The organism is Melghirimyces thermohalophilus, assembly GCF_900102685.1.
Taxonomy (GTDB): Bacteria; Bacillota; Bacilli; order Thermoactinomycetales; family DSM-45169; genus Melghirimyces; species Melghirimyces thermohalophilus.
Genome location: NZ_FMZA01000024.1, coordinates 11,941 through 29,854 on the forward strand (window position 1 = coordinate 11,941; position 17,914 = coordinate 29,854).

The 17,914-nt window shown below is 54.4% G+C and carries 12 protein-coding genes, 2 tRNA genes and 1 other annotated feature; of the genes, 13 read left to right on the top strand and 1 reads right to left on the bottom strand.

All coding sequences use genetic code 11. The features are described from left to right. Positions 1-11: 11 nt before the first annotated feature. Positions 12-1,925, top strand: a complete 1,914-nt coding sequence (gene gyrB / locus BLP91_RS14805) for a DNA topoisomerase (ATP-hydrolyzing) subunit B (protein WP_091572802.1) — start codon at positions 12-14, stop codon at positions 1,923-1,925. A gap of 32 nt (positions 1,926-1,957) precedes the next feature. Continuing rightward, positions 1,958-4,393 (top strand): DNA gyrase subunit A, encoded by a 2,436-nt coding sequence (gyrA, locus tag BLP91_RS14810; RefSeq protein WP_091572805.1) that lies wholly within the window; start codon positions 1,958-1,960, stop codon positions 4,391-4,393. A 37-nt stretch (positions 4,394-4,430) separates the two neighbouring features. On the opposite strand, the gene BLP91_RS14815 is transcribed toward gyrA, so the two are convergent. Continuing rightward, complete coding sequence (locus BLP91_RS14815; RefSeq protein WP_143003574.1) at positions 4,431-5,498, bottom strand: YaaC family protein; 1,068 nt, start codon at positions 5,496-5,498, stop codon at positions 4,431-4,433. 296 nt (positions 5,499-5,794) lie between these two features. Between BLP91_RS14815 and guaB the strand changes: the two genes are divergently transcribed. The 11 genes from guaB to BLP91_RS14870 all read left to right on the top strand — a co-directional run bounded on the left by guaB (position 5,795) and on the right by BLP91_RS14870 (position 17,878). Beyond that, positions 5,795-7,252 (top strand): IMP dehydrogenase, encoded by a 1,458-nt coding sequence (gene guaB, locus BLP91_RS14820; RefSeq protein WP_091572811.1) that lies wholly within the window; start codon positions 5,795-5,797, stop codon positions 7,250-7,252. Positions 7,253-7,403: 151 nt separating this feature from the next. Further along, on the top strand, positions 7,404-8,621 hold the full coding sequence (locus BLP91_RS14825) for a D-alanyl-D-alanine carboxypeptidase family protein (protein ID WP_091572813.1): 1,218 nt from the start codon (positions 7,404-7,406) through the stop codon (positions 8,619-8,621). A 103-nt stretch (positions 8,622-8,724) separates the two neighbouring features. Then, a complete protein-coding gene (pdxS, locus tag BLP91_RS14830; protein ID WP_091572816.1) occupies positions 8,725-9,627 on the top strand; it encodes a pyridoxal 5'-phosphate synthase lyase subunit PdxS in 903 nt (300 codons plus the stop codon). Between the two features lie 15 nt (positions 9,628-9,642). Next, on the top strand, positions 9,643-10,230 hold the full coding sequence (pdxT, locus tag BLP91_RS14835; protein WP_091572818.1) for a pyridoxal 5'-phosphate synthase glutaminase subunit PdxT: 588 nt from the start codon (positions 9,643-9,645) through the stop codon (positions 10,228-10,230). A 31-nt stretch (positions 10,231-10,261) separates the two neighbouring features. Beyond that, positions 10,262-10,498, top strand: a binding site (T-box leader). A gap of 37 nt (positions 10,499-10,535) precedes the next feature. Continuing rightward, the gene (serS, locus tag BLP91_RS14840; protein ID WP_091572821.1) at positions 10,536-11,816 is read left to right on the top strand and encodes a serine--tRNA ligase; all 1,281 of its coding nucleotides are present in this window, start codon (positions 10,536-10,538) and stop codon (positions 11,814-11,816) included. A 75-nt stretch (positions 11,817-11,891) separates the two neighbouring features. After that, positions 11,892-11,980 (top strand) — tRNA-Ser (locus BLP91_RS14845). 170 nt (positions 11,981-12,150) lie between these two features. Beyond that, positions 12,151-14,298, top strand: coding sequence for a YhgE/Pip domain-containing protein (locus tag BLP91_RS14850; protein ID WP_176758019.1), 2,148 nt, complete (start codon positions 12,151-12,153; stop codon positions 14,296-14,298). 191 nt (positions 14,299-14,489) lie between these two features. Then, positions 14,490-14,774: a hypothetical protein gene (locus BLP91_RS14855; RefSeq protein WP_091572827.1), complete on the top strand. Its 285-nt coding sequence runs from the start codon at positions 14,490-14,492 to the stop codon at positions 14,772-14,774. Positions 14,775-14,908: 134 nt separating this feature from the next. Continuing rightward, complete coding sequence (asnB, locus tag BLP91_RS14860) at positions 14,909-16,750, top strand: asparagine synthase (glutamine-hydrolyzing) (RefSeq protein ID WP_091572831.1); 1,842 nt, start codon at positions 14,909-14,911, stop codon at positions 16,748-16,750. A 372-nt stretch (positions 16,751-17,122) separates the two neighbouring features. Next, positions 17,123-17,198 (top strand) — tRNA-Arg (locus BLP91_RS14865). 77 nt (positions 17,199-17,275) lie between these two features. Beyond that, positions 17,276-17,878: a TetR/AcrR family transcriptional regulator gene (locus BLP91_RS14870; RefSeq protein ID WP_091572835.1), complete on the top strand. Its 603-nt coding sequence runs from the start codon at positions 17,276-17,278 to the stop codon at positions 17,876-17,878. Positions 17,879-17,914 lie beyond the last annotated feature (36 nt).

The window sequence follows — 17,914 nt, forward strand, 5'->3', positions numbered from 1 at the left end:
GTGAGCGCTAGGTGACCGTACAGAATAGCAATTACGACGAAAACCAGATTCAGGTGCTGGAAGGGCTGGAGGCCGTCCGCAAACGGCCGGGGATGTATATCGGCTCCACCAGCTCCCGGGGGTTGCACCACCTGGTCTGGGAAGTGGTGGACAACAGTATCGATGAGGCCTTGGCCGGTCGCTGTGACACGATTGACATTACCATCCACGAAGATAACAGCGTCACCGTCATGGATAACGGGATAGGGATCCCGGTCGGCATCCAACCCAAGGTGGGGCGGCCCGCTGTAGAAGTGGTGATGACCGTCCTTCACGCCGGCGGGAAGTTTGACGGGGAGGGCTATAAATTTTCCGGCGGCCTCCACGGGGTGGGAGTTTCTGTGGTTAACGCCCTGTCCGCCTGGTTGGAGGTGGAGGTCAAACGGGAAGGCAAGATCCATGTCCAACGATACCGTCACGGCGTTCCGGAAGGCGACCTGGAGGTCGTTGGCCAAACCAAGGAGTCCGGCACTCGGATCACCTTTAAACCGGATCCGGAGATTTTTACGGAGACCACAGAATATGACTATGAAATTTTGCAAAACCGTCTGCGGGAGCTGGCTTTCCTCAACAGCGGGGTGCGGATTTTACTCCAGGACGAACGGGGCGAGGGGAAATCCCAGGAATTCATGTTTGATGGCGGAATTCGTTCCTTTGTGGAGCATCTGAATAAAAACCGGGAAACTCTGCACCCATCGCCGATTTACATCGAAGGGAACAAAGACGGGGTCGAGGTGCAGATTGCCCTGCAGTATACCGACAGCTATGCCAGCAACCTCTACTCATACGCCAACAACATCCACACCCATGAAGGGGGCACCCACGAAGCGGGGTTCAAATCGGCACTGACCCGGGTGATCAATGATTATGCCCGCAGGCACAATCTCCTGAAGGATAATGACAACAACCTGTCAGGGGATGATTCCCGGGAAGGGGTAACGGCGATCGTCAGTGTGAAGATTCCGGATCCCCAGTTTGAAGGTCAGACCAAGACCAAACTAGGCAACTCCGAAGCGCGGACGATTACAGAATCCATCTTTGCTGAGCAATTCCTCACCTTCCTGGAGGAAAACCCCGCCATTTCCAAAAAAGTGATCAACAAAGCGGTGATGGCGGCCCGGGCCCGGGAGGCAGCCCGGAAAGCGCGGGAGTTGACCCGGCGGAAAAACGCTCTGGAAGTCAGCTCCCTTCCTGGAAAATTGGCGGACTGTACCTCCCGCATCGCCGATCAGAGCGAACTGTTTCTGGTGGAGGGGGATTCCGCCGGCGGTACCGCCAAACAGGGTAGGGATCGCATGTTTCAAGCGATTCTCCCTCTGCGGGGGAAGATTATCAACGTGGAGAAGGCTCGCTTGGACAAAGCACTGTCCAACGATGAGGTCCGGACGATCATCACCGCTCTTGGCACGGGAATCGGCGATGATTTTCAACTGGATAAAGCCCGTTATCACAAGATCGTCCTCATGACCGATGCTGACGTGGACGGCGCCCACATTCGCACCTTACTACTCACCTTCTTTTACCGTTATATGCGTCCCCTGATCGAAGAGGGCTACGTGTACATCGCTCAGCCGCCCTTGTTCAAAATTACCCAGGGCAAGAAAGTGCTCTATGCCTTCAGTGATCGGGAAAAGGATCAGATCGTCGGAGAAATGGAAGGGAAAGGGAAGGTGGAAATTCAGCGGTACAAGGGTCTCGGCGAGATGACCGCCACCCAGCTGTGGGAAACCACGATGGATCCCGAAAGCCGGACATTCCTGCAGGTATCGCTGCAGGATGCCATGGATGCCGATCAGGTTTTTGAAACTCTGATGGGCGATAAAGTGGCACCTCGGCGGGAATTTATCCAGGAATATGCTAGACAGGTCCGCAACCTGGATATCTGACGGCGGACCATGGAAAAAGCGGAGGGAAGCCCATGCCTGAAGAAACTGAGCGCGTGAACGAAGTCAATATCAGCCAGGAGATGCGCAGCTCATTCTTGGATTACGCCATGAGCGTCATTGTCAGCCGGGCCCTGCCCGATGTTCGGGACGGGTTAAAACCGGTTCACCGGCGCATTCTCTACACCATGCACGAATTGGGCATGACGCCAGATAAGGGTTACCGTAAATCGGCCAACGTGGTCGGGAATGTGCTGGCATCCTATCACCCCCACGGGGATGTGGCCGTTTACGACACCATGGTCCGAATGGCCCAGGACTTTTCTTACCGGTATTTACTGGTGGATGGCCACGGAAACTTCGGATCCGTCGACGGGGACGCCCCGGCGGCGATGCGTTACACCGAAGCGCGAATGGCGCCGATCACCCGGGAGCTGCTCCGGGATATCGAGAAAGAGACGATCGATTACACTCCCAACTACGATGGCCGTCTGGAGGAACCGGTGGTGCTCCCCTCCCGCTTCCCCAATCTGTTGGTCAACGGGGCGGCGGGGATCGCCGTGGGGATGGCCACCAATATCCCGCCCCACAACATGGGGGAAGTGATCGACGGGATTTTAGCGCTGATTGAAAACCCGGATATCACCATCGATCAACTGATGGAACACATCAAAGGACCTGATTTCCCCACCGCAGGCCTGATTCTGGGTCGCGACGGCATCAAAAAAGCGTATCGAACCGGACGGGGAAGCATCCGGATGCAGGCCAAAGCCCGCATCGAAGAAGCGGGCAACGGCAAGATGCGGATTGTGGTGGAGGAACTTCCTTTCCAGGTGAACAAGGCGAAACTGGTGGAAAAAATCGCTCAGCTGGTTCGCGACAAGAAGATCGATGGCATCACGGATCTGCGGGACGAATCGGACCGCAACGGGATGCGTGTGGTAGTTGAACTCCGCCGGGACGCCAACCCCAAAGTGGTGTTGAATAACCTGTATAAACAAACCAATCTGCAGACCAGCTTCGGGGTCAACATGCTGGCCCTGGTGGACGGAAAACCCCAGGTGCTCAATTTAAAACAGGTCTTACACCACTACTTGGAGCACCAGGTGGAAGTGATCCGGCGTCGGACGCAGTATGAGCTGCGCAAGGCGGAGGAGCGGGCCCATATCCTGGAAGGACTTCGGATCGCCCTCGATCACATCGATGAGGTGATCGAGCTGATCCGGGGGTCGCAAACTGCCCGGGAAGCCCGTGACGGCCTGATGGAAAACTTCGGTCTGACCGAAACCCAGGCGCAAGCGATCCTGGATATGCGCCTGCAGCGGCTGACCGGGTTGGAGCGAGAAAAAATTGAAAACGAGTACAAGGAGCTCCAGGAAAAGATCGCGGAATTGCGGGCGATCCTCGCCAGTGAGGAACGGATTCGCGGTGTGGTTCGGGATGAACTGCTGGAGGTTCGGGAGAAGTACGGCGACGAACGGCGGACGCGGATTGTCCTCAATACCGGCGATATCGACGATGAAGATCTCATACCCGAGGATGAAGTAGCGGTTTTGATGACCCACCGTGGGTACATCAAACGGATGCCGCTGACTAGCTACCGGGCTCAACGCCGGGGCGGCCGCGGGGTATCCGGAATGGGCACGCGGGAAGATGACTTTGTCCAACATCTGTTTGTTACCAATTCCCATAACTACTTGCTATTCTTCTCCAACAAGGGCAAAGTGTATCGGATGAAAGCTTATGAGGTTCCGGAACTGTCCCGGACGGCCCGGGGAACCCCTATCATCAATCTGATCCAAATCGACCAGGGAGAATACATCGAAGCGGTGATTCCGGTGAAGGAATTTACCCCGGATCACTACCTCTTCTTCGGAACCCGCTATGGCGTCGTCAAGAAGACCTCCCTGGAGGAATTTGGTCACATTCGTCGCAATGGGCTGTTTGCTATTAACCTTAGGGATGGCGATGAGTTGGTGGGGGTTCGGCTGACTGACGGCAAACAGGAGATCATCCTGGGGACTCGTCGGGGTATGTCGATTCGCTTCCCCGAGCAGGATGTTCGGCAAATGGGCCGCACCGCTACCGGGGTGAAAGGAATCGCCCTCGGAGATGAGGATGAAGTGGTCGGGATGGAAGTGGTTCAGCCCGATCAGGAAGTGGTGATCGTCACCTCCAAGGGTTACGGCAAACGGACGCCTCTGGCGGAATATCGGACCCAGTCCCGCGGCGGAAAAGGGATCAAAGCGCAAAACGTGACCAAAGCCAAGGGACAAGTGGTCGGTCTAAAAGTGGTCACCCCGGAAGAGGACTTGATGATCGTCACCACCTCCGGTGTCGTTATCCGCATGAATGTGGAAGGCATCTCCAGCATGAGCCGCTACGCCCAAGGGGTCAAACTGATTTCGGTGAAAAAGGAAGAGGAAGTGGCCACGCTGGCCCGCGTCGACACCGAAGAAGAAGAAAATTGATGAACAGCCCGCAGCCAGCGGGCTTTTTTTATGCCTATTACGATCGAACCAATACAATCTTCTCCTCAAACAGTTGGTTGAGGACCAGATTGGGAAACTTCCGTTGGGTCACTTGCAAAAATTCCTCGATCAATACCCGTTCTTCCGAGGCGAAACCGTAAATAATCTCCCCCCACAGCGGAGGTTCATACCGACACAACATACTGAGTGCAAATAGCAGCAGGTAATGAACGAAGATTTCCGGTAAACAGGATGCAAGCCCGCTCCCATCAGTGGGGTGAAAAAAGTACCGTCCCTGGGCATCTTCCCGGAAAAAAGGGTGATCAAATCCCTCTCCCCAATGGTCCACATGGGAGACACGAGGATGATGCCAAAACAGCCGGAAGGAAGGATGGGTATCCGCCTGTTCTTCCCAATCGAAGGCCGCCTCCCCTTTGCCGGCGGCCTGAAGGCGGTGGGTAAAGGCCCGCGGTGTCAGGTGGAGTCGATCCAAAATCCGCTCTTCCAGAAAAAAAGGCATTCCCCGCTCACCTACAGAGGCAGTAGGCCATACCACCACCGGATACAGGCTCTCCTCCCGGAACACTTGGCGGTATCCATCTTGTAGTTCCGGGATCAGGGCAAATAGGTCTTTCATCGTCCAACGTTCCCCGATCAGCTCGGCCCATCCCCAGTGGCGGGCCAGCTCGGGAAACAGGCCTTCCCGCTGCACCCGCACTTCATCTTGAAAAAAGCGAAAATCCGCCCGTTTTCGTTTCCGGGTGGACACACCGTGGCGCATCACCGCAGTGTTGGCCGGGTAATCCGGATCGACAGTCAACATCAAGGCTTTTGACAGAGTCATCATTCCGTAATAGGTGAGCAACGGGCGGACGAACAGATCGGTCATCCGGGCAGCCCGGTAGTACTCTCGGGCTTGTTTCACATAAAACATCAAAGGCTGAGCCGCACGAAAAGCGGCTTTTTCGGGGCGTTCCCGGCCCTGGGCCCGGTATTTTTGTTCCAGAAACCGCCGCACACCGGCCTCATTTTCTAGCAGAAGAAACAGGTTCCACATTTTGTCCTCCGGAGAATCACAGAGGATGCGTCTCAGTGGTGTATCCACCCCATAACCCCCCGCATTCCTAGGGTGATCATCGGCCAGCGGATTCGGGTCCCCCTGACCCGCCCTATCCTGTAGGTTATGTGGACGGTTGGGGATTCATCCGTTGTTGTGGATAAGTTGTGGATAACAGGGGATAACTTTGAACATCCTTGCTCTCAGATCGACCAAAAAGCGTGTCTCAATACTACCAAGAAAAGGCTGAAAAGCCTGTCACCGCGCGACTTGACAGGGTTTTGGCCGTCTGATACGATAGCTGAAACCAAAATACGGATACAAAAGGGGACAGGAGCGTTCACATGTGGGAAGATAAATTTTCTAAAGAAGGTTTAACCTTTGACGACGTATTGCTGATGCCCGCTAAATCAGAGATATTGCCTCGAGATGTCGACTTTCACACCCGCTTGGGGGAGAAGGTCGTTTTAAACACCCCGGTTTTGAGTGCCGGTATGGATACTGTCACCGAGGCTCCGATGGCGGTGGCCATCGCCCGCCAAGGGGGCGTCGGAATCATTCATAAAAACATGACCATCTCCGAGCAAGCAGAGGAAGTGGACCGAGTGAAACGCTCCGAAAGCGGTGTGATCACCAAACCCTTTTATCTGCACGCGGAGGATAAGGTTCGGGAAGCGGAAGATCTGATGGCAAAATATCGGATTTCCGGGGTGCCGATTGTCGATCGGGAACGGAAACTGGTCGGCATCATCACCAATCGGGATATGCGGTTTATCCGGGATTTCGCCATGCCGATTTCCGCAGTGATGACCCGGGATAACCTGGTCACTGCACCAGTGGGGACCACCCTTTCGGAAGCGGAGGAAATTCTGCAACAACACAAGATCGAAAAGCTGCCGCTGGTAGATGAAGAGGGTGTACTAAAGGGACTGATCACCATCAAGGATATCGAAAAGGCGACCCAGTTCCCTGAAGCAGCCAAGGACGAACAGGGACGCTTGCTGGCCGGGGCTGCCGTCGGGGTTTCCGGAGATACCATGGAACGGACTGCCGCCTTGGTGGAGGCCGAGGTGGACGTATTGGTCGTTGATACCGCTCACGGTCACTCCAAGGGCGTCCTGGAAACGGTGGCCGAGATTCGGCGGCAATATCCAGATCTGTTGATTGTGGCCGGTAACGTCGCCACAGGCGAAGGCACCCGGGATTTGATCGAAGCCGGAGCCAGCGTAGTCAAAGTGGGAATCGGCCCTGGATCCATCTGTACGACCCGGGTGGTGGCCGGCATCGGAGTGCCGCAGATCACCGCTATCTATGATTGTGCCAGTGTGGCCCGGGAGTATGGAATCCCGATCATTGCCGACGGTGGGATTCGCTTTTCCGGGGATATCGTCAAGGCCTTGGCCGCAGGGGCTGATGCTGTGATGCTGGGCAGCATCTTTGCCGGAACCACCGAGTCCCCTGGGGAGACGGAGATCTTCCAGGGCCGTCAGTTTAAGGTGTATCGTGGAATGGGTTCCATTGGGGCCATGAAAGCGGGCAGCTCCGACCGCTACTTCCAGGAGAATGAGCAAAAGCTGGTTCCCGAGGGAATCGAGGGACGGGTTCCCTACAAGGGCCCTGTCAGCGAAACCATCTATCAACTGATGGGGGGCCTCCGTGCGGGTATGGGGTACTGCGGTGCGGCCAACCTGCAAGTTCTGAAAGAAGAGTCCCGCTTTATCCGAATCACCGGAGCCTCCCTCAAAGAAAGCCATCCCCACGACGTTCAGATCACCAAGGAAGCACCCAACTACAATTTCTGAGCGAACGATCTTCTCCAACACAGGGATTCTCTCCCTGTGTTTTTCTTTTAAACCCGGTAAGATTTCGTTACACTGGTATCATGCCGGCTGTGGCATCATTTTCCTGTGGAAGTCAAATTACATAGTTTCTGGGAACGAGGTGGAATTGCTGGTGGTCGGCCTAAAAAATATACCGGTCATCGTATGTTTGGGGTTGATCTTGTTATTCCCTTATGCAGCCCAAGATGTCTCGGCTGCCGATTCTCTAAAGATTGAAGCGCGCGCCTATATTCTGATGGAGCAGGAGACGGGCCGGGTTTTGGCTGGTAAACACGAGCAACGTCCTTATCCGCCGGCCAGTTTGACGAAGATCATGACCGAATATCTGATCTTGAAGGATGTGCAAGCCGGCCGATTGAATTGGGATGATCGGGTGGAAATCTCTCCCCGTACAGAGAAGATTGGGGAGGCGCAAGTCCATCTGCGCGCCGGAGAGAAGCCGACGGTCAAGGAATTATTTAAGGCGATGGCCGTTTATTCGGCCAATGATGCGGCAGTCGCCCTGGCTGAGAAGGCAGCTGGCAGTGAGACAGCTTTTGTCAAACGGATGAACCGGGAAGCAGCTCGGTTGGGTTTAAAGGAGACTCACTTTATCAATGCCACCGGGCTTCCAAAGAATAGTTACCCGGATCCTCCAAAGGTCGAGGGGAAGAACCAGATGTCGGCGCGGGATATCGCCCGGCTAACCCGTCAGCTTCTAGATACGTTTCCCGATGTTACCGAAATCACCGGGATCCCGACATTTGCGTTTCAGCGCGGCGACTCCGAGTTCTCTTTGACCAACCGCAATCGGATGCTCCCGGGGCTGAGTCACTTTTATCCCGGGGTGGACGGGGTGAAAACCGGTTACACTTCCCAGGCCGGTTACAATTTTGTCGGCAGTGCGGAACGGGAAGGGATGCGCCTGATCACGGTGGTGATGGGGACGGATTCCAATGGGGAGCGATTTCTTGAGACGGAGACATTGTTGAATTACGGTTACGATACCTACCAGAAGCAAGCGTTGATTGAACGGGGCAAAGAAATCCCCGGTCACCGCAGCCTGCCGGTGGAAGCGGGCATCGATCGTGAAGTGGCGATTGTGCCGACGGAAACCCGGGAGGTTCCGGTCCGGAAGAAAGAGAAATCAGATTATCAGGTAATCGTCAAAGCGAACCGCAACCTGGAGGCTCCGGTCCGTGCTCAAACAGTGGTGGGCAAGGCTTGGATCCTATATGATGGAAAAAAAGTTCCCGGCATCGAGCCGGTTACTCTGGTGGCAAAAGATTCTGTGGAAAAAGCGAGCTGGATCACTCTGGTCAGTCGGATAATCGGCAGTTGGTTTCGTTAATGCCGATATTTGTAACCGGTGCTTGTATTGTCAATAGAGAAGGGTTTCGATACAATAAATTTTATGATAATGGAAATCCGGGAATACTAGGAGGATGAATCGAATGACCGATCAACAGCAGGGCTTAGCCAAAGGTACGGACCGTGTCAAGCGCGGGATGGCGGAAATGCAGAAGGGCGGCGTCATTATGGACGTCGTCAACGCAGAACAGGCGAAAATTGCCGAAGAAGCGGGAGCAGTGGCCGTAATGGCCTTGGAAAGGGTTCCGGCGGATATCCGGGCCGCTGGAGGAGTGGCACGGATGGCAGATCCGCGCGTGATCGAGGAAGTGATGAACGCGGTTACCATCCCGGTCATGGCTAAAGCGCGAATCGGTCACTTCGTGGAAGCTCGTCTGCTGGAGGCGATGGGCGTAGATTACATCGATGAGAGCGAAGTGCTCACCCCGGCGGATGATAAATATCATATTGACAAAAGCCAATTTACCGCTCCCTTTGTCTGCGGTTCCCGGGATCTTGGCGAGGCGCTCCGTCGGATCGGAGAAGGGGCGTCGATGATTCGTACCAAAGGGGAGCCAGGCACCGGCAATATCGTTGAAGCAGTCAAACATATGCGGCAAATGATGAGTCAAATCCGCAAAGTGCAAAATATGTCCCGGGACGAGCTGATGGCGGAGGCCAAAAAACTGGGTGCCCCCTATGAATTGCTGCTGGAGGTTCATGAAAAAGGCCGGCTGCCTGTGGTCAACTTTGCAGCAGGCGGGGTGGCTACGCCGGCCGATGCCGCTTTGATGATGCATCTGGGTTGTGATGGGGTCTTCGTCGGCTCCGGGATTTTCAAGTCGGAAAGCCCGGCCAAATATGCACGGGCTATCGTAGAGGCGACCACCCACTATGAGGACTTTGGGCGTATCGTTCAGCTGTCCAAAGATCTGGGAGACGCGATGCCAGGCGTTGAAATTTCCACGCTGGAGCCGTCCCACCGGATGCAGGAACGCGGCTGGTAAACAGGAGGAAACCCCATGAAGATCGGAGTTCTCGCCCTGCAGGGGGCTGTGGGAGAACATATACAGATGCTTGAAAAGGCGGGAGCGCAGGCTGTTTCCGTCAAACTTCCCAGGGAGCTGGAGGGTTTGGACGGCCTGGTGATGCCCGGCGGTGAATCGACCACCATCAGCAAGCTGATGCACCAATACGACTTCATGGAACCCGTAAGGCATATGGGGCAAGCCGGTGTTCCGCTGTTTGGAACCTGTGCCGGGTTGATCCTGCTGGCGGGTCACATCGAAGGTCTGGATCAGGCCCATCTAGGCTTGCTGGAGATCACCGTGCGCCGGAACGCCTTTGGACGGCAGCGGGACAGCTTTGAAGCCGAATTGGATATCTCCGGAGTGGCGGAAGGGTATAAAGCGGTATTTATCCGGGCCCCTTCCATCACGGAGACCAGTCCCCATGTGGATGTGTTGGCCACGGTGGCTGATCAGGCGGTGATGGTCCGCCAAGGCCATCTGTTAGGGGCGGCTTTCCACCCCGAATTGACGGAAGATGCCCGGCTGCATCGTTATTTTGTGGAGATGGTCCGGGAATCCAAGGCGACGCCCACCGACTGAAGCAGAATGGCAGAATGTATTTAATGATGGATGAAAGGCGCGGATGAGAACCAGTACCCGTAATGGGGGTTTAAGAGAGGCGGTGGCCGGTGTAAACCGCTCCCCCAAAACGGGGAATCCCTCTCGGAGCCGTGCGCGTAAAGCGGGGATCCGCTCCGCTGAAGCGTAACCGGTCGGGCGGACCGTTAACATCGCTGGTCAAGAGGGTCGGAACTGCTGCAAGGCTTCCGGCCAATAAGGGTGGCAACGCGGAACTTCCGTCCCTTGGGGGTGGGAGTTCTATTTGTTTGAAGGAGGGTAACGCCATGTTGGATCTGAAAATGTTGCGGAAGGATTTGGAATCGGTACGTAAAAGGATGGAACACCGGGGAGAAGACATCAGCGGCCTCGACATGATCCCCCGGTTGGATGAGCGGCGGAGGGAACTGCTTCAGGAGAGCGAACAGTTGAAAAGCCGTCGCAACAGCGTATCCAAGGAAATCGCCCAGCAGAAAAAGGCGGGAGAAGACGCCACGGAATCGATTGCAGAGATGCGCCGGGTTGGGGATCGCATCAAGGAATTGGATGAAGAGGTTCGAAAAGTGGAGGAGGAATTGGATCACGTCCTGCTCACTTTGCCTAACATCCCCCACGAAAGTGTACCGGTGGGAGAAGGGGAAGAAGATAACCAACCGGTGCGTCACTGGGGTGACATTCCCCAGTTTGGATTCGATCCTAAACCCCATTGGGATCTGGCGAAAGAATTGGATCTCCTCGATTTTGAACGGGCGGGGAAGGTGACCGGCTCCCGATTTGTCTTTTACAAGGGACTCGGGGCTCGTCTGGAACGCGCCTTGATCAACTTCATGCTGGACATCCAGACCGAGGAGCGGGGTTATACGGAAATGATCCCTCCCTACATGGTTAATTGCGACTCCATGACCGGAACCGGGCAGCTGCCCAAATTTGCGGAGGATTCCTTTGCTGTGGCCGATACGGAATACTACCTGATTCCCACTGCGGAGGTGCCGGTTACCAACTACCACCGGGACGAAATCTTGTCAGGGGATCAACTGCCCGTCAAGTATGCCGGCATCAGTGCTAACTTTCGCTCCGAAGCCGGCTCCGCCGGACGGGATACCCGGGGTCTCGTGCGCAACCACCAATTTAATAAGGTGGAGCTGGTGAAGATGGTCCCACCGGAAAGCTCCTATGATGAGTTGGACAAGCTGGTTCAGGATGCGGAAACCATTTTGCAGCGACTGGAGCTTCCCTACCGCGTCCTTTTGATGTGCACCGGGGATCTCGGGTTTACCGCCGCTAAAAAATACGATCTGGAAGTGTGGTTGCCCAGTTCCGATGCGTACCGGGAAATTTCCTCCTGCAGCAACTTTGAGGATTATCAAGCGCGCAGGGCCAACATCCGATTTCGGCGGGAGGCCGGCTCCAAACCGGAGTTTGTCCACACGCTGAACGGTTCGGGATTGGCAGTGGGGCGAACGGTGGCTGCCATCCTGGAGAACGGTCAGCAAGCCGACGGCAGCATCCGGATCCCCGAGGCACTGCGTCCCTATTTGGGTGGCATGGAAAAAATCGAAAAAGCATGAGTCTCAAGCGCTGACTGGCGGCCCCTTGACATCTTTTGGGGTCGCCCATATAATTTAAAGTTGTACTGTTCTCATGGAGAGGTGGTCGAGTGGTTTAAGGCAGCGGTCTTGAAAACCGCCGTGGGCTATGCCCACCGTGGGTTCGAATCCCACCCTCTCCGCCAAAGGAATCCGTTGCCTCCCCTGATCGGGGGAGGCGTTTTTATATCCATCGATGAATGACCGTCCAAAGGATATAGTCCATTGGACTTCTTTTCAACCAAAAGGGATCCGTTGTATAATCTTTTTTGAACTGACCAGTCAGTTTTATATAAAGGGGAGGCGTTTTTTCTCCATGGGTTTGTGGCGAAAAGGAAAAACGAACCGACTGGGATTACATGAGATGTTATCACGGGAACGTAAATTAGCCATCGTTTTGTTAGGCATTATCTGTATCCCGATGATATACAGTTCGATATACCTGACCGCTTTTTTCGATCCCTACGAAGAGTTGGAGGCTCTGCCGGTGGCTGTGGTAAATGAGGACGAGGGAGCCGAGACGGATGGTGAAAAGATTGACGTAGGGAAGGAAATGGTGGATCACCTGAAGGACAATGATGCCTTTGATTGGAAGTTTGTCGATCGGACCGACATGGAGGAAGGTTTGGAAAAGGACCGCTATCACTTGGCGGTGGTGATTCCGGAGGATTTTTCCGAGCGTGCCGTCAGTTTGAAAGATCCTCAACCCATGAAAGGACAGCTGGAATACCACGTCAATCAAGGGGCTAACTACCTTTCTTCCATGATCGGTGATCAGATGATCCAGGAATTAAAAGACCAAGTGGAAGAAAAACTGACCCAAACGTATGCGGAGATCTTTTTTGATCAGGTGGAACAATCCGCCGACAACCTGGACCGTGCACAAGAAGGTTCATCTAAATTGGCCGCAGCTACTGAAGAGGCAGAAGAGGCCACCGGTCAGCTGGTAGACGGGGCTTCACAGCTTTCCTCCGGTGTGACCCGCTTGGCTGCAGCCATCGATAGGGTACAGCAGGGTGTGACCAAGCTGTGGACGGGTCTCAAGAGCGGTGAAGAAGGCGCGGATCAATTAGTTTCCGGGGCCAACAAACTGGAAGACGGTCTGGATCAGCTTCAAGCGGGTTCCGAAAAAGGAATGAAGGATATTCCCCGGCTGAAAGAGGGAGCAGAACAGATCCGCGACGGGATTGGCCAGTTTAAGGACATCATTCATAATCCTCGGCTGGAACAGGGAGCCGGTGCTATTTCCGAGATCGCTGGCAAGCTTGAGGGAAACAGCGACGAGGCCGACCGTCTCTACCATCGTATTCTGAAAAAGCATCCAGAGTTGGCGGATGATCCGGAGATGGCCGAATTGAAACAAAGACTGGAAGAAAACGAGGAGAAACATGAAAGCCTGCTGAGCCGGGCAGAACATTTAGAAAAGGATCTGAAACAGGCTCAATCCTCTGTCGATCGCATGTATAACGGTCAAACGGAGGTCGTCAACGGAATCGGCGCGTTGGAAGATGGCATGAAGGAACAGTTGGCGGCTGTGAAGCAGCTTCATTCTGGTGCTTCGCTCTTATCGACGAAGTTGACGGAGCTGAGTGAGGGGCTGCACCGATTGGAGGCGGGGGCGGAAGAATTAAACGGAGGCACGCTTCAGTTGGCCCAGGCACCTGAAAAACTTTCCGCTGGAGTGGCTAAGCTGTCGGATGGCATGAAACAGCTGGCCGCAGGAATGGAGGAGATTTCTGACGGTCAATCTTCCCTGTCCGACAAATTGGCGGAAGGGGTGGACCAGGCGCGGGAGGCTTTGCAAGGGAAGGAGGACAAAGAAGAGCAGATGGCGTCCCCCTTGCAAGTGGAAAAACACAACCTGCATGAGGTTCCTAATTATGGCACCGGGTTTGCCCCCTACTTTATCTCCCTCTCCCTCTGGGTGGGAGCGATGGTCCTGTTTACCATTTTGGATGGAAAACGGCCGATTTTGGGCAACGATCAACGGCCTTTCTCCAGCCTGTCCACCTTTTTGATCAGTAGTTTACAGTCCTTGTTGCTGATTTGGGTGTTGATTCACCTGGTGGGTATCCAACCAGTGCATGAAGGCTGGCTGTATCTGTTTACGCTGTTGATCGGCGTGGTGTTTACTGCGATCAATCACTTCCTGGTAGCCGCCTTTAAGGACGTGGGTCGCTTTTTCGCCATTTTGATTTTGATGTTCCAATTGACCGCCACCTCTGGCACCTATGCGGTAAACCTTTCCCCCGAATTTTTCCAGGTGATCCATCCTTACCTCCCGATGACTTATTCCATCGAAGGGTTAAGGGCGGCGATCTCTACTGGAGATTCGGAGGTGATCCTGCAAAACGCCAACATCCTGTTGGGATTCGGAATCGGCGCGTGGTTGCTCCGTCTTTTGGTCCATCAGCTACCGAAGGTTCTGCCTGCTAAATTTTTGTGCTCCAATGGAAAAGGATGATCAGCGCACGATCGGACGGGATGATGCCCCCGTCCTTTTTTTGACCGGTTAGGAATCGGCTCAGGAACCTGGCGGGTCCCCGGCTCGATTTTATGGTATGTTTACCTTAAATGTCCTGACGGAATCCTTTTATTCAATATACAGCTCTTTTTCGTTATTTTACACTGTACTTGTCGAGGGAGGTGAGCTTGTTGCACCGTTCGGATTTAGTCCATCAGTTGGAAGCGATGCAACCGGACCATATCTGTCTTTTTCCCCGTTTGCGAAACGCCCCCCAAATCACCATTCAGTGTTTTTTGCGAGGAGGTGCCCGCCATTGGAAGGTGGAACAGGGGACGAACACGGCACCGGTTCCTTATGTATCGTCAGATGTCCAACATGTGGTGGATTATTTGTTGCAGCTGCGTCCCTTGGAAAACTTCACTTCTTCTCTGACCCTGATCCGGGAAGAGACCACCTTTGAGACCCTTCTGTAACCTGATTTACTATATTTGATCCGCACCACTTTTTTCTCTCCCACATAGAATGCTAATGGGCGTTTGGCCACCTACTGTTTTCGGTGGCTCCGCTTTTGATGCCTTAACCATCTCCGTCTGGGAGGGAGTTCACCATGTGCGGTATAACCGGTTGGATCGACTGGGACCAGGACCTGAGCCGGGAGCGGGAGACGTTGGAACGGATGAACGAGTGTTTGGCTTGTCGAGGTCCGGACGCGCAGGGGATCTGGCTTTCCCAGCGGGCCGGTTTGTGCCACCGACGTCTGGTGGTCATCGACCCCGAGGGCGGTTCCCAGCCGATGGTCCGACGTTATGGGGAGCGGAATTTGATCATCACCTACAACGGGACATTATATAACATGGAAGAATTGAGGCGAGATTTGACCGCTCGTGGGCATCAGCTGTACAGCCGTTCCGATACGGAACTGGTCTTGGCCGCTTATGCCGAGTGGGGGGTGGAAGCCCCGCAGCATCTCAACGGGATCTTCGCCTTTGCCATTTGGGATGAAAAAGAGAAGAGCTTGTATATGGCCCGGGATCGGATCGGTGTGAAACCGCTCTTCTACACGGAAGAGAAAAACCGCCTGCTGTTCGCTTCGGAGCTGAAGGCCCTGTTGGCTCATCCAGATGTGGAACCGAGGTTGGGGGAGGAAGGGCTGGCCGAGGTGCTGGCACTGGGACCGGCTCGCACCCCGGGACACGGGGTCTTTCAGGGAATCAAGGAACTGCGGCCAGGGCACTGGCTGAAGGCCACCCGGGATCGAATACAAACATACGCCTACTGGAAATTGGAATCGAAGCCCCATCCCGATAATCTGGATCAGACCGTACAACGGGTGCGGGAACTGTTTATCGATGCCGTTCAACGACAGCTAGTTTCTGATGTGCCTGTGGGGACCATGTTGTCGGGAGGACTGGATTCCAGCGCCATATCCGCCTGTGCCGTAGATGTTTTTCGAAAGCATGGAAAAGGGCGGTTAAAAACCTTTTCCGTCGATTATGTGGGCAACGATCGTTACTTTAAACCGAATGAATTTCAACCCAACGCCGATGCCCCTTGGGTGCGGCGGATGGTGGAACATATCGGGTCTGACCATCACGATATATGGATCGATACCCCCGACCTGGTGCCGGCGCTGGAAAAGGCCTTGTATGCCCGGGATCTCCCGGGAATGGCCGATGTGGATGCCTCGCTCATTCTCTTTGCAAAAGAGGTGAAAAAGACAGCCACCGTGGTTCTTTCCGGTGAATGTGCCGATGAGGTTTTCGGCGGATATCCCTGGTTTCATCGAGAGGAAATGGTGAATGCCGATACATTCCCTTGGGCGCTGAAGACCGAGGAGAAAATGAAGTTTTTCTCCCCGGAAGTGGTTCGCTCCATCCGTCCCCTGGAGTATGTATCCGATCGGTATCAGGAAGCATTGCAGGAAGTGCCCCGGCTTCCCGGGGAAGCAGCTGACGAGGCGCGGATCCGAGAGCTGTTTTACCTCAATCTGACTCGCTGGATGCCGACACTGCTGGATCGGAAAGACCGGATGACCATGGCAATGGGACTGGAAGCTCGTGTTCCCTTTTGTGACCACAACCTGGTGGAGTACGTATGGAATGTTCCTTGGGCGTTCAAGCGGGCGGAAGGGCGAGAAAAAGGGCTTTTGCGAAAGGCGATGACGGGCATTCTTCCGGAAGACGTCCTGTGGCGGAAGAAAAGCCCCTTTCCCAAGACGCATCATCCTGTGTACCTGAAAATGGTTCGGGAACGGGCTTTGGCCATACTGGACGAAGGGAGTTCTCCGGCCTTGCAGCTGTTAAATACGAAAGAGCTTCGCCGTTTTGCCGAAAGGGATCTGTCCAAGGTGCATCTGCCCTGGTTTGGTCAGTTGATGAATGTGCCCCAACTGTTTGCCACTATCATTCAACTGGATCTGTGGATGAGGGAGTATGATGTAAAAATATAAGTGCTCAGGGGCTTTTGCTGCAGCTGCGGCGAAGGCCCTTTTTATTTTGATGTGAAAAAGGGGCGACTCTTGTCGAAATGCTGTTAAAATGCGAACATATGTTCTATAATGGAGACAAGGACTGAACCCCAAACCCACCTCCGAAAAGGGGTGTTTGGATGGAACCGTGGGTTCAATTGTTGGTGGCCGTCGTATCCCTTTTGCGACTGCTGATGGAATGGCTAGAATGGATGGAGCGAAGGAAAAGCCGACACCGCAAAAAGGGGCGCAAATAACTGCCTGACGGGCCGCCCGTGTTGTTGGGCGGCTTTTCCGCCGGGCGGCTGGTTGTAGATATACGGGTGGGTATGATATGATAAAAGGCGAACTTATACGCCCGTAGCTCAGTGGATAGAGCAGCGGTTTCCTAAACCGCGTGTCGGAGGTTCGATTCCTCTCGGGCGTACCAATTGATATGTCGTCGGCGCCTCCCTTTTTGAAGCAAAGGGAGGTGTTTTTATGTGGAGATGCAGGGGGGGATGATTTTTGCGGGGGGAAACCATCGAACAAATCTTTCACTCCGCTGTGGAAGTGTTTGCCCACAGCGGTTTTGAACGGGCCAAAATTGATGATGTGGCCCGTCACGCCGGGGTTGCCAAAGGAACGATCTATTATCATTTCAAGGGGAAAGAGGAGCTGTTCGTCGCTTTGATGCGGGACGGAATGGAAAAGATGACGGAACAGATCCACAGACAAATGGGAAGAGAACCGGATCCCCTGCGACGGCTGCGGGCTTTGTTACAGGCTCAGGTGGAGTATCTTTATGAACATGGTACCTTCGCCAAGTTGTTGCTCAGCGAGAGCTGGGGTTCTGTGGAGCGGCAACAGGAATTTCGGGCCAAAATCCGGGAATTGGTGGAGTTGATTGAAGAGGTGTTGATACAAGGGGCGGAGGAGGGATCTTTTCGGCCTCAGATGAGCCACCACGATACCGCCGTAGCGATGTTTGGAGCGATCAGCGTTTCGGTTCTGCAGGACCTTTTTTCCCCGGAGCGAACAGGGACCCGAGAGGAACGAGTGGCTGGGTTGGTTGCCAATCTGGAAAAGTTGTTTGTGGACGGGGTGGTGGTCTCTAAGGGTAAAACGTAATAATTACGATTTACAAATAGGTCCTAATTCTTTATA